Raw genomic sequence first — 19656 nt, 5'->3', positions numbered from 1 at the left:
CCGCTACCTTCTTCCTCCACATCAGACCGTGAAATTCTAATGCGACTAAGTCGCACTATTATTTCAATGGGGGTCTGAAATGCCATTTCCTGCAATATTCTCGACGCGTGCCCATCTGCTGGGGGGCGCTGCCCTGATCGGTGCGCTCGCACTGCCCGTCGCCGCCCAGGCGCAGGCGCCCGATGCCGATGCCGATGCGCAGTCGAGCGCGATCGTCGTCACCGCGGCCGGCTATGAACAGAATATCATCGAGGCACCGGCCAGCATCACCGTGCTGGGCCGCGAGGAATTGCAGGAGAAGCGGTTCGGCAGCCTGGCCGAAGCGCTGCAGGATGTGCAGGGCGTCGATGTCGGCGGCGAAGCGGGCAAGACCGGCGGCCTCAACATCTCGATCCGCGGCATGCCCAGCGACTATACGCTGGTGCTGATCGACGGCCGGCGCCAGAATGCGCCCGGCGGCGTCACGCCCAACGGCTTTGGCGAAACTTCCACCAGCTTCCTGCCGCCCTTCTCCGCGATCGACCGGATCGAGGTGGTGCGGGGCCCGATGTCCACCCTTTACGGCTCGGACGCGATGGGCGGCGTCGTCAACATCATCACCCGCAAGGTCGGCGATCGCTGGGTCGGCACCGCCAGCGCCGAAAGCACGATCCAGGGCGATGATCGCTTCGGCAATATCCAGTCGGTCAACGGCTTTGCCCAGGGGCCGATCATCAAGGGGCTGGCCGGCCTGACCCTGCGCGGCAGTGTTTTCCACCGCGCCGGCTCCGATATCGAGATCCCCGGCGATCCGGCGCTGACCTTGGGCCGCAACCCGGTGGAATCCGACATCTATAATTATGGCGGCCGGCTGACGCTGACGCCCCATACCGATCATGACCTGTGGTTCGAATATGATCGCAACGAACAAAGCTATGACAATAGCCGGGGCCAGCTCGGCACGCTGGGATCTGGCGGCTATGCCCCCGAACAGCGGTTCAACCGCAGCAATTATGTGATCGCGCACAGCTGGCGCATGGGTTTCGGCCAGCTCGACACCACCCTGACCCGCAACGAGACCGAGACGATCGGCCGCCTGATCCCCAATGGCACGCCGGGCGCTGTGCCGGGCAGCCCGCGCACGCTGGAGGCGCGCAACGACATCATCGATTCCCGCTTTGCCGGCAAGGCGGGCGCGCTGGCCTTCACCGTTGGCGGCCAATATTGGAAGGCGCGGATGGTCGAGGGCGTCGCCCCCGAACCGTTCAAGTTCACCCAATGGGCGGGCTTTGCCGAAGCGACGCTGACCGTCGTCGATGGCTTCAATATCACCGGCGGCGCGCGCTATGACAATCACTCGACCTTTGGCGACAAATGGTCGCCGCGCGCCTATGCGGTGTGGAACATCAATGATGTGCTGACCCTGAAGGGCGGCGTCAGCCGCGGTTTCAAGACGCCGCGCGTCGAACAGATTGCCGAGGGCATCATCGGCTTTGGCGGGCAGGGGCGCATCCCGCTGCTCGGCACGCCGGGGCTGAAGCCGGAAACCAGCACCAGCTATGAAGCGGGCCTCTATTATGACGGCGACGGCTTCTTCAGCGGCAATGTCACCCTGTTCAACAATGACTTCACCGACAAGATCGCAAGCGGTCCGGGCATCCCCAATTGCCAGTTTTCGGGCAATCCCAATCGCCCCGGCTGTCTGGATGTCGGCCCGTTCCCGACCGTGGACCTGTTCAGCCAGTCGATCAACATCGACAAGGCCCGCACCCGCGGCGTCGAGGTGGCAACCCGTTTTGCCCTGACCTCCACCCTGTCGCTGACGGCCAACTATACCTATACCGAGACCGAGCAACTGAGCGGCGCGGAAGAGGGGCTGCCGCTGATCGGCATGCCCAAGCATATGCTGAACGGCAATCTGCGCTGGAAGCTGGGCGACAAGGCCAGCGTCTGGACCCGCGCCGAAATCCGTTCCAGCCGCTATCGCGGCGCCAATGCGCAGCAGACGTCCGTGGGCGACTTCCGCAGCTATGAAGTCTTCCACCTGGGTGGTTCCTACCAGGTCGCACCGGCCTTCCGCCTGTCGGCGACGCTCTACAACATCCTCGACACCGACTATGCGGTCTATGTGCCCTATCAGACCGGCACGACGACCGCCTGGACCCCGGCCTATTCGATCAACCAGGAAGGGCGCCGCCTCTGGCTCTCGGCCACGGTCGACTTCTGACGGGAGAAGGGCCCCGCCCTGCGCGCCAGGCGCGGGGCGGTGTCATGGGCTCCCTGAAGGGAGAGGTGGTCTGAAAGGCGATCAATTTTAGTTGGTCGGTGCTAGGGTCAGGATCCATTGATATGGGCGTTGCGATCTGATTCATGCTCCGTGAGGAGACTGGAATTGAGTGACCTGTATTGGCTGACGGACGACCAGATGGCGCGGCTTGAGCCGTATTTCCCCAAGAGCCATGGCAAGCCCCGGGTTGATGATCGACGGGTGTTGAGCGGGATCATCTTTGTGAACCGTAACGGGCTGCGCTGGCGGGATGCACCGAAGGATTATGGTCCGCACAAGACGCTCTACAATCGCTGGAAGCGGTGGAGCGATAAGGGCGTGTTCCTGCGGATGATGGAAGGTTTGGCTGCGCCTCAGTCTTCCGAACGCAAGACGGTGATGATCGACGCGACCTATCTTAAGGCGCACCGCACGGCATCAAGCCTGCGGGTAAAAAAGGGGATGCTGGCCGCCTGATCGGACGCACGAAAGGCGGCATGAACACCAAGCTTCATGCCGTGACGGATACCAATGGTCGCCCGATCTGCTTCTTCATGACTGCGGGCCAGGTCAGCGATTATATCGGTGCTGCTGCTCTTCTCGACGAGCTTCCCAAAGCCCAGTGGCTGCTGGCCGACCGGGGCTATGATGCCGACTGGTTTCGTGACGCCTTGCAGGAAAAGGGTATCAAACCGTGCATCCCGGGCCGGAAATCCCGGAGCAAACCCGCCAAATACAACAAGTGTCGCTACAAACGGCGTGAGTAGCCCCTAGATTTCTGGACGCCTTCTATCCTAATTTTGAGGACAGGAGACGACGATGGGGAAGCCCAATTTCAGCGATGAGTTCAAGCGTGATGCGGTGGCGCAGATCACCGAGCGAGGGTATCCGGTAGCGGAGGTATCTGAGCGGCTCGGCGTCAGTCAGCATTCGCTGTATGCTTGGAAGCGACAACTGGCGAGGTGGTGTCTGGCGATGCCAGCAAGGATGCCGAGATCCGCCAGCTGAAGCGCGAGCTGGCCCGGGTGACCGAGGAGCGCGACATCCTAAAAAAAGCCACCGCGTATTTCGCCAGGGATGCAAAGTGAGATACGCATTTGTCGCCGAGCATCGTGACCAGTTCGGGGTTCGATCGATGTGTCGGTGTCTGCGCATCCAGCCCAGCGGTTTCTATGCTTGGCAGAAGAGCCCACTGAGCACGCGGGCCCAGGAAGATGCTCGGCAGACAGAGTTGATCCGGCAAGCCTGGAACGACAGCGGCAAGGTCTATGGCTACCGCAAGCTGCACGACGACCTGCTGGATCAGGGCGAGACCTGCTGCCCGAACCGCGTTGCCCGGCTGACCAGGCTGGCGGGTATCAAGGCGCAGGTCGGCTACAAGCGCCGACCGGGGAGCTATGGCGGCAAGCCGTCCCTGGCGGTCGACAACACTCTGGATCGCCAGTTCGACGTGGCCGCACCCGACAGGGCCTGGGTGACAGACATCACCTACATCCGGACCCTGGAGGGCTTTGCCTATCTGGCCGTCGTGATTGATCTCTATTCCCGCCGCGTGGTGGGTTGGTCGATGCAGAGCAGGCAGACCACCGATGCGGTGCTGCAGGCGCTGCACATGGCGGTATGGCGGCGCAAACCGAAGCAACGGGTGCTGATCCACTCGGATCAGGGCTCGCAGTTCACCAGCATGGACTGGGCGGCCTTCATCCGGGCTCACAATCTTGAGCATTCGATGAGCCGGCGCGGCAACTGCCATGACAACGCCGTCGCCGAGAGCTTCTTCTCCTCGCTCAAGCGTGAGCGCATTCGGCGCCGTACCTACAAAACACGCGATGAAGCCCGGCAGGATGTGTTCGATTACATCGAGATGTTCTACAACCCGGTGCGCAAGCAGATCAGGAACGGGATGCTGTCACCCAACCAGTTCGAACGGCAGCAGATTCTGAAAGCAGAAGGCGTCTAGAAAACTAGGGGCTACTCAGCGCAACCGCATCGAGATCATGTTCGGACGCCTCAAGGATTGGCGCCGGGTTGCTACCCGCTACGATCGATGCCCGACAGCCTTCTTCTCCGCCATCGCCCCCGCTGCCACCGTCATCTTTTGGCTTTGATCAACGAGTCCTGACCCAAGAGGATGGTTCAAAATTTTCTGTGGTGATTTTATGGTCTTGCGATGCTGCATGCGAAAAGTTGGATCGAGGCGATGAAGAGCCATGCGGTAGCCGATGTGATGTCTGTTCAAAATCCTCGGCGAGGCGATGATTGCGGTGCAGCCGGGCGAGGGTTCCCTCGACGACTCAGCGTCGCGGGAGAATGGCAAACCCTTTGCGGCACTCGACCGTTTGACGATCTCGGTGGTCCATTTGCCGATCCGGCCCAGCGCGTCCCTGAGTTTGTCACCGGCATAGCCACCATCGGCGAAGACATAGCGCAGCCACGGGACACGCCTTGATCATCTCGGCCAGCACCAGCGGAGCGTCGTCACGGCTTTGGATGTCGGCGGCGTGGAATACGGCATGGACGAGATTGCCGTCGGTATCCGTCAAGATATGGCGCTTGCGTCCCTTGGTCTTCTTGTCCGCGTCATAACCCCGTGACCCGCCGCTTTCCGTGGCTTTGACGCTCTGGCTGTCGATCAGGCCAGCGCTGGGTGAGCCCTGGCGGCCTGCAGTTTCGCGTCCGATCAGCAGCAGGGTATGGCTCGACGACAACCATATTCTGTTGTCCCACCAAAGATAGAACCAACGCCGCGCCGTCGAGACCGGCGGCAAACACGGCGGAAGCATCCGCCACGAGCTGCCGCCACGCAACAGATGCAGGATTGCCTCGACAATCCGCCTGAACGACCACTTGTGCAGCCGCCCCACATGCGAGGGCGGCGGAAAGAATGGCTCGAGCAGCCCCCTTCGGCATCGATCAAATCGCTTGGCAGCCAAGTCTGCACGCACATACTGCGTTTCAGTGGTATCGGCCCACATCGTTGATTTCATTTGGTTTGTCGCAAAGCCGCTGAATCAACGACAGGATGCACCGTCAATATAACCCACTGATACGAATCAACTTGATTTCGGAGCAGGCTCTCAGGAGTTAGAGCCTCCGGCGATCTCGGTGTGGTTCAGGCATAATGTCCCATGGTGATCCCCCCGTTCCCGACATAGGAGGGGGCGTTCGATTGCCGTCGCGGCAATCCTGATGAACATGGTTTCTTGTTGGCCGGGATGTGTTCAAGATCATGGACTGGTTTCCTGTTGTTTTCATCCTGTTCAAGATCGTCGTGCTGGGGGGCGGCATGTTCTTTGCCGTCCGATGGCATTATGAACAGGACAGGAAGGCGCAGAAGGGGGCGGTGCTGAGCGCGGTCGGCAAGATCAGCCTGGCCCTGCTGCTGGCGCTGATGGGCCTCCTGTCCCTCACCTTCATGCTGGCGCGGATTCTGGGCATGGATATGGCCCTGTGATTTTGGCGCTGTGATTGTGGCCCGCGTCGTGCGTGGCGCGTTCGGATCATCGTTGCGCTGACGGGCGGCCTGTGCCGGAAGGGCGTCAGCCGCGCAGGCGGTCGAGGCGGTGCTTCAGCTTCCTCTGCAGCAATTCCCAGTTGGTCACGCCCTGGATCACGCCGCCATTGGCGACGATCATCTGTTGCAGCCGATAGGTGTCGACATCCTGGATATCGACCCGGTCGCGGTCGATCACGGCTAGGGCGGCGGCGGTGCCGGCCGCTTCGCCCAGCGCCATCGAGGTCGGCTCCATGCGGATGGTGGAAAAGGCCTGGTGGGTCGCCGCGACGCAGAAGGGCACCATGAGGTTGGTGCACTGGTCGCGATGCGGCACCATCAGTTCGAAGGGCAGCGGCGAGCGTTGATATTTGCCGCCGGCGGGCAGCATGAAATGGCCTTCATTGACGATGCCCCATTGCCCCCGTTCGTCCCGGACCGCGATGCGGCTGGCGGCGTGGCTGTCCTGCCAGTAGGAGGCCATGGCGACGATCGAGGGGAGGCGCGGGGGCACGCCATCGATATCCGACACGTCCCGGCCCGACCAGGCAAGGCCATTGTCCAGCCGGCGCGCCTCGCGCACATAGAGCTGGGGCGACCAGCCGGGCGTGTCGGCGGGATGGCAATCGGTGTGGCGGCCGCGCACCAGGCCCCAGTTGCGCACATCGCGTTGCAGCCCGGCGGGAATGCGGGGATCGCGGCCATGGGCCATGGCGTGGAACCAGCCGCGAATATAATTTTCATGCGCCTTCCATATGCGTTCGCGCGCATCATAGTCGGCCGCCGGATAGGCGCGGTTGAGGCCGACCGCGTCGAGCGACATGGTGCCGCGATTGTTGATGTCGTAGATGCCCGGCGCGACCTCGTCCGCCTTCACCAGATCGCGGGCGAAATGCCAGTCCCGGCCATAGAGCTGGCCGGCGCGCCGGCGTCGGTCGAAATCGCGAAACAGCAGTTCATAGTCGGCCTCGCGATAGCCATCGGGCGCGGTGGCGGGCAGGTCGAGCCGCAGTTCGGGCCGATCGGTCATGGTCAGGCGGAAGCAATAGGCCTGCACGCCATCGTCGGCGGCGCCGACCGGTCGGTTCGGCGCGGGATCGACCCCGGCGATCAGGCGGCCCGACGGCTGGTCGACGAAAGGGTTGATCGGCAGGATATTGTCCTTCTGCGGCGGATCGGTCCGGGTCAGCAGCTCATAGCGTGACCCGCGATAGCCATTATAGGGATTGGCCCGGTCGGCGGATTCGCGCCCGACCCTGGTGCTGATGCCGGCGCGGGCCATCAGGTCGCCTTCATAGGAGGCGTCGATGAAGATGCGGCCATGGGCGCGAACGCCCGAGCGGGTGATGATCTCGCGGATGGCGCGATCGGTCCGGTCGACGGTCTCGACCCCGTCCGACCAGAGGACCGGCACCCCGGCGGCATCGAGCAGGTCGCGGAAATAGGGGGCAGCAACGGCCGGGTCGAAGGCGTAGCGATTGCCCGGCATGCCGCCCGCCGCCGCCAGCGCGGCCATGGTGGTGCGGGCATAGCCGCCGACCGCATCGATATCGCGTATGTCGGTCCAGCTGAGCCCGCCGGCCAGCATGCCGCCGGGCTGGATTTCGCGCCAGCCGCCGATCAGCACCGCCGACGCGCCCAGATTGGCGGCGCTGACCGCGGCGATGACGCCGGCGGGGGTGGCGCCATAGACGACGACATCGGCATCGGCCCAGGCTTCCCCGGCGAGCGCGGTGCGGCGCGGATGGATGAGGGCGGCCGGCTTGCCGCTGGCCTGATGGCAGCTGACCAGGCCGGCCGCACCCGCTGCGCCCGCCATCGTCGCCAGAAACGCGCGTCTGTCCATGACCGCCCCCATCCCGGATTGCCCCTGCAAAGGCTTTCCGATTTGCGGGGGCGTGGAAATTCCGGTCGAACACCTAATGGATTGCGCGGTCAGGGCCGGGCAGGACGGGACTGGACCGTTGCAATATGCGACTGGTCTGGCAGGATCGGCGCTCCACCACCAGAAAAGCAGGAGTGGGTGCATGATCATCTATGGCGCGCGGCCGTCGCCCTTTGTGCGCAAGGTCATTGTCTTTGCAGCGGAAAAGGGGATTGCGGTCGAGGTGCGGCCGGCCGGGTTCGGCAAGGGCGGCGAGGCGTTCGAGCGGGCGTCCCCCTTCGGCAAGATTCCGGCACTGGTCGATGGCGATTTCGCGATCAGCGATTCGACCGCGATCATAACCTATATGGATGCGCTGCATCCCGAGCCGAACCTGATCCCGACCGAACCCAAGGCGCGGGCGCGGACGATATGGTATGAGGAATTTGCCGACACCATCGCCCAGCCGGTGGGTGTCGACATCTTCTTCAACCGGGTGGTCGGCAAGCTGCTCGACATGCCGCATGATCCGGCCCGCGCCGACTGGGCTGAGGCAGAGAAGATGCCGGGCATCTATGATTATCTGGAGGCGGTTCTGCCAGACAGCGGCTGGCTGGTGGAGGATCGCTTCACTTTGGCCGACATTGCCGTCGCCTGTCCGCTGATCAATGTCTGCTATTGCAGCAGCGGGTTGAAGGATGGCCGATGGCCCAGGGTGAAGGCCTGGCTCGACGGGCTGCAGGCGCGGCCGAGCTTTGCCGGGGCGATGGCGCTGGAGGCGCGGATGCTGGGCAAGGCTGCGGTTCGCGGGGGTATGACGCGGGCAAGAAGACCAAGGGGCGCAAGCGCCATATCTTGACGGATACCGACGGCAATCTCGTCCATGCCGTATTCCACGCCGCCGACATCCAAGGCCGTGACGACGCTCCGCTGGTGCTGGCCGAGATGATCAAGGCGTGTCCCGTGGCTGCGCTATGTCTTCGCCGATGGTGGCTATGCCGGTGACAAACTCAGGGACGCGCTGGGCCGGATCGGCAAATGGACCACCGAGATCGTCAAACGGTCGGGTGCCGCAAAGGGTTTGCCATTCTCCCGCGACGCTGAGTCGTCGAGGGAACCCTCGCCCGGCTGCACCGCAATCATCGCCTCGCCGAGGAATTTGAACAGGCCATCACATCGGCTACCGCATGGCATTTTGCATCGCCAACCGTGGACGATAGCGATCGCTTATCGATCTTTTTTTGGTAAGGCAAAAAGCGGCGCTATTGCTTCCACAAATGGGCAGTCCGCAATCCACGGTGGGTTCAACGGGTGGCGGCAACACATGCTTGGAAACGCTCTGCGGGCGTTTGATATTCGAGCGTTTTCCTTGGCCGTTCGTTGAGTTGCCGTGCAACGGCACTCAGCTTGGCCTGGCTGTATAGCGACAGATCGGTTCCTCTGGGGAAATACTGTCGCAGCAGGCGATTGGTGTTTTCGTTGGAGCCGCGCTGCCAGGGCGATTGCGGGTCGCAGCAATAGACTTCGACATCGGTAGTCAGTGAGAGACGCGGATGATCGGCCAGTTCCTTGCCGCGATCCCAGGTGAGCGACTTGTAGAGTTCGCGCGGCAGGCGCTGCGTCTGCCTGATCAGCGCCGACACGACGCTCCTGGTGTCCTTGTTGGTGACCTTGACCAGTATCGCGTAGCGCGAATGCCGTTCGACCAGCGTCGCGATGTGGCTGTTCTTCGTGCCTCCGATCAGATCGCCTTCCCAGTGGCCGGGAATGGCGCGGTCCTCGACCGAGGCGGGGCGTTCGCTGATCGACACGGCACCCTTGATCTGGCCGAGGCCATTGCGCTTGAGGCTGGCGTGCCGCGACCGGCGGATGGTGCGCCGGGCGCGCAGATGCTCCAGCAGTTCCTTCTTCAGAACTCCCCGCGCCTGTATGTACAGGCTTCTGTAGATGGTCTCGTACGACACCTGCCTGTGCGGCTCCTGCGGAAAGCTGTGCCTGAGCCACCTCGCAATACCATTTGCGGCGCAGCTTGACCGATACCGCCTGTGCCAGTGACGGCGAGCAAGCCAGTTTGCAGGGCTTGGGCCGCAAGGCACGGTCCCATGCCGCCTGATCGGACGCCGTCGCCCGATACCGTGCAACACCGCCATTACGCCTGACTTCGCGACTGATCGTCGAGGGCGAGCGACCCAGTCGCCGTGCTATCGCACGCAAGGGTTCTCTGACGCTCAGGCCCCGCGATATCTCCTCCCGCTCGGCAAGGCTCAGCGCACGACTGCAACGCTTGCGAGCGGCGGGCCGGATGCCGCCGGTCGGCGAAATCACCGAAAATACCGACGAAGACTCTCGATCAAACCTTCGCCCGATCGAACTCATCGATTCCCCGCGCTGCCAGCAATCCCATATCCCCGCTCGCTGGCTGGCCGTGTAATAGATCCGACGACGCTGCTTCATCGCGACACTCCATCTTCCTCAAAAGATTAAAGTGTTGCCGCCACCCGTTGAACCCACCGCCGATTTCAACCATTTGACGAGCGCCCGATTTGCCCACGCCGTCTACTCCCCCAATTGCCTGGCTACCAATGGTGCGACCTTGGTGGTGATGCGTTGGACACCTTGCGGATTGGGGTGGATGCCGTCGGGCAGCAGCAGGCTCCGCTGGCCAATCACGCCGTCGAGGAAGAAGGGGTAGAGCGGTACGCCATGCTTCTTCGCCAGGTCCGGGTAGATCGGGTTGAAGGCGGCGGCATAGTCCGGTCCCATATTGGGCGAGGCCATCATGCCAGTCAGCATTGCCGGAATGCCGCGCTTGGCAAGTTCGGTTAGGATGGCGTCGATATTGGTCCGGGTCGCCTGCGGGCTGAGGCCGCGCAGCATGTCGTTGCCGCCCAGGCCCACGAGGACCAGGTCTGGCTTGCGCGGCAGGCCGTCGAGACCGAAAGCGAGGCGGGCGAGGCCGTCGGCGCTGGTGTCGCCTGACACGCCGGCATTGACGACATGGGCCTTGACCCCCTGTTTTGACAGGGCTTGTTCAAGGATGGGTGCAAAGCCCTGATCCTGCTGAAGATTATAGCCGGCATAGAGGCTGTCGCCGAACACGACGACCAGCTTGTCATCAGCGATTGGCTGTGTCGCCTTCGCTGTCATGTTCGCTGCATTATTGTCTGCGGGGGCAAGTGCCTGCTCCTTCGTTGGGGAACAGGCGGCGAGCAGTTGGACAAGCAGCAGCGAGAACCCATATAGCCGGAAACCGTTCGCCAAGGAGCCTTCCTTCTTCATGCATGCGACCATCGATGCCCCCCATATCGCGATCCAGGCGCGCAATGTCACCCTCTCGCTCGGCAACACGCAGATATTGAAGGGCATCGACCTGGATATTCGTCGCGGCGAGAGCCTGGCGATCTTGGGCGCGTCGGGATCGGGCAAGTCATCGCTGATGGCGATCCTGTCGGGGCTGGAGCAGGCGAGCGGCGGCACGGTCAGCGTCGCAGGCGTCAATTATCGCTCGCTCGACGAGGATGGGCTGGCGCGGGCGCGGCGCGGGCGGATCGGCATCATCCTGCAATCCTTCCATCTGTTGCCGACGATGACGGCACTGGAAAATGTCGCCGTGCCGCTGGAACTGGCGGGTCTGGCCGATCCGTTCGAGCGGGCGGCGCGGGAATTGACGGCGGTGGGCTTGAGCCATCGCCTGTCCCATTATCCCGCCCAGCTATCGGGCGGCGAGCAGCAGCGCGTGGCGATCGCGCGGGCCATGGCGCCCGATCCGGCGATATTGTTCGCCGATGAACCCACCGGCAATCTGGACCAGTCGACCGGCATGGCGATCATCGACCTGCTGTTCGCCCGGCAGCAGGCGAGCGGCGCGACCCTGCTGATCATCACCCATGATCCGGCGTTGGCGGCGCGGTGCGACCGAACCGTCGAGATGCGGGACGGCCAACTGAGCGGCGAGGTCGCCGCGTGACGACATTGGGGTGGGGGGCAAGCTGGCGGATCGCGCGGCGCGACCTGCATGCCGGGTTCCGCGGCTTGCGGCTGCTGTTTGTCTGCCTGTTCCTGGGCGTGATGACGCTGGCGGCGATCGGCAGCCTGACCAGCGCGATCACCGGCGAGATTTCCGCGCGGGGACAGATGATTTTGGGCGGCGATGTCGAGATCGCCATGACCCAGCGGGTGATGGACGCGCGCGACCAGCAGGCGATCGCGCGGCTGGGCCGGATGAGCGAGACGGTGCGGCTGCGCGCGATGGTCCACAAGGGCGGTGGGCGCGCGGCGCCGCCGCTGCTGACCGAGTTGAAAGGCGTGGACGATGCCTATCCGCTCTATGGCACGCTGGCGTTGCAGCATGGCCGCTATGCGCCGCTGGCCGCCGACCACATCCTGATCAGCCCGGCCCTGGCGGAGCGGATGGCGATCGGCGTCGGTGACGTGCTACGCTATGGCACGGCCGATTTCACTGTGGCGGCGATCATCGCCGACGAGCCGGACCGGGTGGGCGAGGGCTTTACCCTGGGGCCGGTGGCGATCGTGTCGATGGACGGGCTGGACCGCACCGGGCTGATCCAGCCGGGCAGCCTCTACCGCGCCAAATATCGGCTGCGCCTGCCCGCTGGAGCGGATGCGCAGGCACTGCGCGAGCGGCTGGAGAAGCGCTATGTCGAGCAGGGCTGGGAATTTAAGGACCGCGAGCGGGCAGCGCCGGGCATCAACCGCTTCATCGAGAATATGGGCCAGTTCCTGTCGCTGATCGGCCTGGCTGCACTGGTGATCGCCGGCATCGGGGTCAGCAATGGCGTCGCGTCCTATCTGGCGATCAAGCGCGGCGCGCTGGCCACTTTCAAGGTGCTGGGGGCGACGTCGGCCGATATCCAGCGCATCTATCTGCTCCAGATCGGGGTGGTCGCAGGGCTGGCGATATTGGCCGGGCTGGTGGCGGGGGCGCTGTCGCCGCCCCTGCTGGTCTGGGCGGCGGGCGACATGCTGCCGGTGGCGCCGGGCTTCCATCTCTATCCGCTGCCGCTGGCGACGAGCGCTGCCTATGGCCTGCTGATCGCGCTGATCTTCACCCTGCCGCCGCTGGCCCGTGCGCGGACCGAGCCGGTGGCGGCGATCCTGCGCACCCTGGTCGACGGGCGACGGCGGATCGACCGGCGGACGCTGGCGCTGGTCGGCGGGGCGATCGCGCTGCTGGTCGCGGTCGTGCTGCTGACGGCGCGCACGCCGATGTTCGCCGCGGCCATGCTGGGCGCGATCATAGCGACCCTGTTGCTGCTGCTGGCGATGGGGCAGGGGATAAAGTGGCTGGCGCGGCGCATGCCCCATGCGCGGCGGCCGCTGCTGCGGCTGGCGCTCGCCAACCTCCATCGGCCCGGCGCGCAGACCGCCGCGCTGACCGTGGCACTGGGGCTGGCGCTGACCCTGTTCGTCACGCTGGCTGCGATCCAGACCAGCATCCAGGCGGAGATCGGCCGGACCGTGCCGAAACAGGCGCCCAACCTGTTCATACTCGACATGCCGGCCGGGGCGGAGGCGCAGTTTCGCGCTTTGATGGCCAGGCGCGTGCCGGCGGCGAAGCTGAACGTCGTGCCGATCCTGCGTGGCACGGTGACCGGCTATTCGGGCAAGCGCGTCGCTGACCTGAAGGAAAAGCCGGAAGGGGCGTGGATCCTGCGCGGCGAGCGCGGCGTCACCTATAGCGCGACCCTGCCGGAGGGGAGCGAGATCGTGGAGGGACGCTGGTGGCCGCGCGATTATGTCGGGCCGCCGCTGGTGTCGCTCGATGCCGACCAGGCCAAGGCGCTGGACATCTGGGTCGGCGACCGCATTACCGTGTCGATCCTGGGCCGCGAGATCGAGGCGCGTGTCGCGTCGCTGCGCAAGATCAACTGGGACACGATGGGCTTCAACTATGTGATGGTCTTTTCGCCCAGCACGCTGGCGTCGGCGCCGCACAGCCTGACCGCGACGATCAGCCTGCCCGACAAGCGCCAAGAGCAGGCGGTGACCAGAGCGCTGCTGGCGACCTTCCCTGGCGCGTCGGTGATCGAGGTGGGGCAGGTGATCAGCCAGGTGTCGGGCCTGCTGGATCAGATGTCCGGCGCGATCCTGGCGGCGGCATCGGTGACGGTGCTGGCGGGGGTCGCGGTGCTGATCGGCGCGATCGCGGCCGGGCGGCAGAGCCGCAGCTATGACAGCGTGGTGCTGAAGCTGCTGGGGGCGACGCGCGGCCAGATATTGGGGGCGCAGGCGCTGGAATATGGCGTGCTGGCCGGGCTTCTGGCGCTGGTGGCGCTGCTGCTGGGTGGGGCCGCCGCCTGGTATGTGGTGGTGCAGCTGTTCAGCTTTGGCTGGGCGCCTGACTGGGGCGTGGTGCTGGCGACGCTGGCGGGCGGGGCGGTGCTGACGCTGGGGATTGGCCTCGCCGGATCGATCCCGCTGATGTCGGTGCGGCCGACTCGGGCGCTGCGGCAGCTATAGAGAGGATGCCCCGGCGCTATTGCGGGGGCATCTTCATGTAGAGCGGCAGGGTGAGGCTGAGGAAGAAGGCCTCGCCCTTCAGCCGGTTGGTGGCGTCGAGTTCCTTGAAGGCGCGCAGGCGGAAGGTCGCGGGCGAGCGGCCCATGGTGACATTGAGTGCGGCGGTGCCGCCGACGCCGACCACTTCGCCCCGGAAGGCGCCGAGCAGGGCGCCGCTGCTCTTGTCATCGCTGATCTGCTTGAGCCAATAGCCCTGGGCACCGATGGAGAATTTCTTCGACAGCGCCTTTTCCACCGATCCTTCGAGGTGAAACTCGTTGCCGCTGTCATATTCCGTGTAATCATTCTTGCCGTTGAAGGTGACGCCGGCCTTGCCGGTCAGATCCCAGCCGCTCTCATCATCATGGAGGCTGAGCGCCAGCGAGGTGTCTACCGCCCAGCGATGCAGCGCCAGATTGGCCAACTGGTCCTCGCGATAATGGCCGACCGGGATGTTGACCATGCTACTGGCCTGGATGTGGAGCTTGCCCGCCTTCCAGCCGAGCATGGTGTTGAACACCGGATCGCCGACCACCAGCGCGGAATCATGGACGTTGAGGCTGCGCAGATTGCCGAACGGGCCGGTGACGACGGCATTGGCATCAATCATCGGCGCACCGACCGGCACGGTCACGCCCATGGACAGGGTGCCGCCCAGGATGTTGGTGGAGGGAACGACCAGCGTCGTCAGGAAATCGGCGACGATCGTTGCATCGAGGCCGGCGACGACATTGCCGCCGACGACGAATTCCTTGCTGGCGCTCGCGCTGCCATTGTAGATGTAGATGGTGTCGTCGAAATAGACGCCCTCCAGCGGCGGCATCACGGCGGTCGCGGGGCCGCCGGTGCCGGGAACATAGAGGCTGGCCGCGCCCTCGACGGCCTGGGCCGGGGTGCTGATCGCACCCGCCAGCGGCAGGATAACGCCCAGCAGGCAGGTCTTCACATTGCGCATCATCTGTCCCCATTTTCCCTGAAGGCCATGAAGCCCGGTGCCATCATCCATCGGCGCGGCGGGTGGGGCCATCGGGATAATCCCCGACCCGGTTGGGGGACGCTCGCATCGCAGAAAACCCTGTGATCGATGCTAAGATCAGGAAAATGCACGATAACCATGCTTTCCTCTCGCCAAGCAAAGTGGGACATGGCAGATTTTCCGCTGCCAGGCCCCGCGTGGACCATGACGGAAAGGCCGATATTGGCGGCTTTGCGCGCTGTCGGGGCAATATCGGCCGATGCGGGGGAAAACCCCCATTGTTTCAAGCGGGCGGGCCGCAAAGATAGGCAGGCTCATCATGGGCGCCATCGGGAGTGGACAGGGGTAAGGGATGAGCAAGCCATTGACGCGGATATTGATTGCCGACGATCATCAGGCCTTGCGCCAGGGGGTTCGGACTTTCCTCGAAACCCAGGATCGCTGGCAGATCGTCGCCGAGGCATCGGACGGGCATGACGCGCTGAAGGCGGCGCGCGATACCCAGCCGGACATCGCCATCCTGGATTATTCCCTGCCGCTGATGAACGGGCTGGAACTGACCCGCGCGCTCAAGCAGGAATTCCCGCGGATCGAGATCTTGATCTACACCATGCATGATCGAGAGGATCTGCTGGTCGAGGTGCTGCGCGCGGGCGCGCGTGGCTATGTGCTCAAGTCGGACAGCGGCCAGCATCTTCAGTCGGCGGTCGAGGCGCTGTCGCTGCGCAAGCCCTATTTCTCGGCGGCGATCTCCGAAACATTGCTCGACCATTATGTGAAAAGCAGCGTGGCCGGCAGCAATGTCGCGACGCTGACCCCGCGCGAGCGCGAGATCGTCCAGTTGATCGCGGAAGGGAAGATCAACAAGCAGATTGCCCATCTGCTCGATATCAGCGTGAAGACGGTCGAGACCCATCGCGCGGCGGCGATGCACAAGCTGAAGCTGGGAACGACGGCGGAACTGGTGCGCTATGCGGTGCGCAACAATATCGTTGAACCCTGATCGGTCGCTGATCCGCACGCGGGCCTGATCTCGCCCCGTCGATCAGGCGAGGTCAGTCGGTCTGGCGGCGGCGCGGTATGGTCGCGGTGACGAGCGTGCCGGCGCCGGTCAGGCGGACTTCCAACTGGCCGGCGAGGGCCATGACCCGCTCCCGCATGCCCGACAGGCCGACGCCGACGATGTCCCGGCCCTGGCCGTTGAGGATATGTTCGGGCACGCCCCGGCCATCATCCTCTATCTCCAGCGCGAAGCCAGTCTGGGTCCGCCGCAACCGGACGACCGCATGACTGGCATTGGCATGTTTGTAGACATTGGCCAGTGCTTCCTGCGCGACGCGATAGAAGGCGATCTCCATGTCCGGGTCGCGCTTGATCGGTCCCGAAAGGCAGCGAAATTCGACCTGGAGCCCGGACCGGCGGGCGAAGCCGCGGGTGAAATGGGCGAGGGCCGCCTCGATACCATCCTCCGCCAGTTCGGGCGGATGGAGCAGATAGCTGAGCGTCCGCACCTGGTCCTGGATCGCCTTGAGCGAGATTTCCATGGCCTGATAGGCGTCGTTGGCCTGGGGGCTCATGTCGCTGTTGCGCAGCGTCATGAGGTTAAACTGCATCAGGGCCAGTTGCTGGGCCGTTTCGTCATGCAGTTCGCGGGCGATCCGCTTGCGCTCCTCTTCCTCCGCCTGCAGCATCGAGAGGTGGTAGCGACGGGGATTGGCGGTTTCGCTTTCCGGATCTTCATCGTCGAGATGGCTGAGGATGAACAGATCCTCAGCGCCCGGCAGGCGTTCGCCATGGACGACCATGCGGATGTCCTGCCCGGCGAGCGGGAAGCTGAGGGTCTGGCTGAAGGGCGTGTTGTGCTGACAGAGGGCGGCGACATGTTCGCTTACGCTGCGGGCATCCTGCGGCGGCGCGGCGAAACGCGCCTTGACGGCATAGTAGCTCTGGCCTGCCACGAGATGCAGGTCGAGGCCAACGGCGCGGAGATAGGGCTGGCAGGCGCCATTGATGGCCACGATGCAGGCATCGCGATCCACCACCACGATCTTGACCGGAATGCTGTTGATCAGGCGCTGCAGCTCTGCACGGGATGTTGTATGGGACGGACTCGGCGGAACCAGATAGATCGGCACGGGAACTGTGGCACTGCCACGTTCGTCACCGAAAAACTCCGGATAATAGGGTGCCCCCGCTTGATGTAGTTCGAGCATGACGTCTCCCTCACCAGCTAAAAATGCCCTGTATCATTCGACCGGGGCGAAAGTCCCGGCGCGTAAAGATTATCTGCGCGGCAAATGCCGCGTGAAAATGGACTAACTAACGAGCGACCCTGTTATCGGTAAGTATACCGGTGGTGATTCTATGTAGCAATGGTCAAGCCTGTGTAAAAAGCAGAGTTTTTCATGGCCTTTCGACGCTTTCTGCATTGATGGATGTTTGGCCGGTTGCTGCCACGAAACCTATGTGAAATGGGCGTTTAACAGCGTTAATGGACCAAAGTATGACATTGTATACTTTGAAGAAATGTGGGTTTTATGTATAATTTTAGGTCTAAGGAAATATACCTAGCGTGGCGCGCCGAAGTTGGTCGGCGGCCTCCTCGCCGCTCCTGAGTCGCGCATGCCGGATGGATGGTTGAGAGGCCCGATCTGATGACCGGGTATTTACCCGGAGAGGGGGGATCGGCCTGCACGACATTTTCCGGCCGCATTACAGGCCAATGGTGATGACGGCATCGGGTTTACCCCGGCAACATTCTCCGCGCTCCTAGGCAATGACCCCGATGCCCAAGCTCTACGCAAGGGTGCACAAGGGGGCAGGCGGCATGGTCACCGTATCTAGGCCGTAAACTCATAAAAGCCTTGAGGATTGGCGATTGACGTGATTCAGAGGCCTCGAGAGTTGGAGGGCTTGATGGCACGGCGGCGGTACGAACTGACAGATCGGGAATGGGCGATTATCGAGCCGTTGCTGCCCAACAAACCACGGGGCGTGGCGCGGGTGGATGATCGCCGGGTTCTCAACGGGATTATGTGGCGCTTTCGCTCAGGAGCGACGTGGGCCGAAGTGCCCGAGCGCTACGGCCCCTCGACGACCTGCTACAACCGGTTTGTCCGCTGGCGCAAAGCCGGGGTCTGGGACCGGCTTCTGGCAGCGGTTTCCGCCGGATATAATGGTGAACTGGTGATGATCGATTCCACCTGCATGCGCGTCCACCAGAATGGTGCGACGGGCAAAAAGGGGGAAGCTGCGATCGTGGCATGGGACGTTCCCGGGGCGGTCTCACCAGCAAACTCCATGCTCTTGTCGATGCTGACGGACGCCCTGTCGGCCTGAGACTGACCGGCGGGCAAGTCCATGATGCCTGTGAAGCCGAAGCGCTGATTGAGGCCATTCCCGAGGGCGCAACCCTGCTGGGGGACAAAGGATATGACAGCAACGCCATCCGTCAGGCCGCTGCTGCCAGAAACGTTTGGGCCAACATTCCCAATCGATCCAACCGCAAGCAACCCTTCGCCTTCTCGCCGTGGCTCTACAAACAGCGAAACCTCGTCGAACGATTCTTCAACCGCATCAAGCAGTTCCGGGGCATCGCCACCCGCTATGACAAAGACCCTGCCAACTTCCTCGCAGCCATCAAGCTCATCTGCGTGCGCATCTGGTGCAGTGCGTAATGAGTCTACGCGCTAATGAGCGGCCGCCGGCCGAAGGGAGGACGAAATGGCGCGTCACAGCATCAGGCTTGGCGGCATTTGTGTCGTGATGATGGGCACGGTTGCAGCGCCCGCGCATGCGCAATCGCTCGACGACAAATATTGGGTCGAGGTGGGGGCCTATTGGCCATCGGTGAGTTCCCATGTCCGGGTCGCGCCAGCCTCCAACCCGGATGGTGGCACGAATATCGATCTGGAATCCGACCTCGATCTCGACAAGCGCAAGGTGCTGCCGCAGGTCGCGGCGGGGATAAGATTGGGCGGTAACTGGTCGGTGATGGGCGAATATTATTCGCTGAGCCGCAATGGGTCCAGGACGGTGGCGCGCGATATCACATTTGACGATGTCACCTATCCGGCCGGGGTGCGGGTGGAGAGCGGCTTCGATAGCGACGTCTACCGGCTTACCTTCGGCTATGCGTTCGTGAGCACCCCTGATACCCGCGTCGGCGCGGCGCTGGGGCTGCATGCGACCGATTTCACCCTGACGCTCAAGGGGGATGCCCGATTGGGGGAAACGCAGGTGAGTGGGACGCAGCGCCGCCGCAAGGCGCTGGCGCCGCTGCCGACGGTGGGGCTATTTGCGTCGCAGCGGATCGCCACCGACCTGACGCTGAGCGCGCGGGCGGATTATCTGTCGCTCAAGATCGACGATTATAAGGGGCGGCTGCTCAATGCCGAAGCCGCCATGACCTGGCGCTTTGCCAAGAATGTGGGGATCGGTGCGATGTGGCGCTACGTCAATTATCGGGTCGATGTCGACAAGGACAATTGGGCCGGGCGGATGAAATATCGGTTCAGCGGCCCGGCGGTCTTCATGCAGGTCGGGTTCTGACAGGAAAG

Annotated in this window: 12 protein-coding genes and 6 pseudogenes; 12 read left to right on the top strand and 6 right to left on the bottom strand. The window is 63.5% G+C overall.

Annotated elements, in window-relative coordinates; translation table 11 throughout:
* Positions 1-79 precede the first annotated feature (79 nt).
* The 4 genes and pseudogenes from DIZ22_RS07825 to DIZ22_RS07810 form a co-directional block, all read left to right on the top strand.
* Entirely contained in the window at positions 80-2206 is a 2127-nt protein-coding gene (locus tag DIZ22_RS07825) for a TonB-dependent receptor (protein ID WP_048936875.1), read from the top strand.
* Positions 2207-2371: 165 nt separating this feature from the next.
* A pseudogene (locus DIZ22_RS07820) lies at positions 2372-3006 on the top strand (IS5 family transposase); the annotation flags it as partial.
* 58 nt (positions 3007-3064) lie between these two features.
* Positions 3065-4205, top strand: a pseudogene (locus tag DIZ22_RS07815) (IS3 family transposase).
* 16 nt (positions 4206-4221) lie between these two features.
* A pseudogene (locus tag DIZ22_RS07810) lies at positions 4222-4353 on the top strand (IS5/IS1182 family transposase); the annotation flags it as partial.
* A gap of 49 nt (positions 4354-4402) precedes the next feature.
* Here DIZ22_RS07810 and DIZ22_RS07805 read toward each other — a convergent pair.
* A pseudogene (locus tag DIZ22_RS07805) lies at positions 4403-5220 on the bottom strand (IS5 family transposase).
* Positions 5221-5474: 254 nt separating this feature from the next.
* Between DIZ22_RS07805 and DIZ22_RS07800 the strand changes: the two are divergent.
* Positions 5475-5699 (top strand): hypothetical protein, encoded by a 225-nt coding sequence (locus tag DIZ22_RS07800; protein WP_170978476.1) that lies wholly within the window; start codon positions 5475-5477, stop codon positions 5697-5699.
* An 85-nt stretch (positions 5700-5784) separates the two neighbouring features.
* Here the strand turns inward: DIZ22_RS07800 and DIZ22_RS07795 are convergent, their stop codons facing one another.
* The gene (locus tag DIZ22_RS07795) at positions 5785-7584 is read right to left on the bottom strand and encodes an FAD-dependent oxidoreductase (RefSeq protein ID WP_240626829.1); all 1800 of its coding nucleotides are present in this window, start codon (positions 7582-7584) and stop codon (positions 5785-5787) included.
* A gap of 181 nt (positions 7585-7765) precedes the next feature.
* Here DIZ22_RS07795 and DIZ22_RS07790 point away from each other — a divergent pair, with 181 nt between their 5' ends.
* Positions 7766-8461, top strand: coding sequence for a glutathione S-transferase family protein (locus tag DIZ22_RS07790; RefSeq protein WP_048939701.1), 696 nt, complete (start codon positions 7766-7768; stop codon positions 8459-8461).
* Positions 8386-8850, top strand: a pseudogene (locus tag DIZ22_RS07785) (transposase); the annotation flags it as partial. The gene DIZ22_RS07790 and the pseudogene DIZ22_RS07785, both read left to right, overlap by 76 nt.
* A 56-nt stretch (positions 8851-8906) precedes the next feature.
* Here DIZ22_RS07785 and DIZ22_RS07780 read toward each other — a convergent pair.
* Together DIZ22_RS07780 and DIZ22_RS07775 are read right to left on the bottom strand one after the other, a co-directional pair.
* Positions 8907-10056: pseudogene (locus tag DIZ22_RS07780) on the bottom strand (IS30 family transposase).
* A gap of 102 nt (positions 10057-10158) precedes the next feature.
* Complete coding sequence (locus tag DIZ22_RS07775) at positions 10159-10881, bottom strand: arylesterase (protein ID WP_048939620.1); 723 nt, start codon at positions 10879-10881, stop codon at positions 10159-10161.
* Here DIZ22_RS07775 and DIZ22_RS07770 point away from each other — a divergent pair.
* Entirely contained in the window at positions 10880-11569 is a 690-nt protein-coding gene (locus DIZ22_RS07770; RefSeq protein WP_048939621.1) for an ATP-binding cassette domain-containing protein, read from the top strand. The two genes, DIZ22_RS07775 and DIZ22_RS07770, sit on opposite strands and share 2 nt — an antisense overlap.
* On the top strand, positions 11566-14082 hold the full coding sequence (locus tag DIZ22_RS07765; RefSeq protein ID WP_122928083.1) for an ABC transporter permease: 2517 nt from the start codon (positions 11566-11568) through the stop codon (positions 14080-14082). Before DIZ22_RS07770 ends, DIZ22_RS07765 begins: the two co-directional genes overlap by 4 nt.
* Before the next feature lie 16 nt (positions 14083-14098).
* Here the strand turns inward: DIZ22_RS07765 and DIZ22_RS07760 are convergent, their stop codons facing one another.
* A complete protein-coding gene (locus DIZ22_RS07760) occupies positions 14099-15148 on the bottom strand; it encodes a transporter (protein ID WP_122928082.1) in 1050 nt (349 codons plus the stop codon).
* A gap of 301 nt (positions 15149-15449) precedes the next feature.
* On the opposite strand from DIZ22_RS07760, the gene DIZ22_RS07755 reads away from it, so the two are divergent.
* Positions 15450-16100, top strand: coding sequence for a response regulator transcription factor (locus DIZ22_RS07755; protein WP_004207433.1), 651 nt, complete (start codon positions 15450-15452; stop codon positions 16098-16100).
* A 52-nt stretch (positions 16101-16152) separates the two neighbouring features.
* Here DIZ22_RS07755 and DIZ22_RS07750 read toward each other — a convergent pair whose 3' ends face one another.
* The gene (locus DIZ22_RS07750) at positions 16153-17310 is read right to left on the bottom strand and encodes an ATP-binding protein (RefSeq protein WP_048939624.1); all 1158 of its coding nucleotides are present in this window, start codon (positions 17308-17310) and stop codon (positions 16153-16155) included.
* A gap of 703 nt (positions 17311-18013) precedes the next feature.
* Here DIZ22_RS07750 and DIZ22_RS07745 point away from each other — a divergent pair.
* Both DIZ22_RS07745 and DIZ22_RS07740 read left to right on the top strand, forming a co-directional pair.
* Positions 18014-18774 (top strand): IS5 family transposase gene (locus tag DIZ22_RS07745; protein WP_107917612.1). Its coding sequence is split into 2 segments (ribosomal slippage): positions 18014-18350 and positions 18350-18774, totalling 762 coding nucleotides; the frame shifts between segments, so codons are not numbered across the junction.
* A gap of 46 nt (positions 18775-18820) precedes the next feature.
* Positions 18821-19648, top strand: coding sequence for an outer membrane beta-barrel protein (locus DIZ22_RS07740; RefSeq protein WP_048938616.1), 828 nt, complete (start codon positions 18821-18823; stop codon positions 19646-19648).
* Positions 19649-19656: the final 8 nt, after the last annotated feature.

Origin of the sequence: Sphingobium sp. LF-16, from assembly GCF_003711185.1 — a bacterium.
GTDB classification, from domain to species: Bacteria; Pseudomonadota; Alphaproteobacteria; order Sphingomonadales; family Sphingomonadaceae; genus Sphingobium; species Sphingobium yanoikuyae_A.
This window is presented reverse-complemented; position numbering and strand designations above follow the sequence as displayed.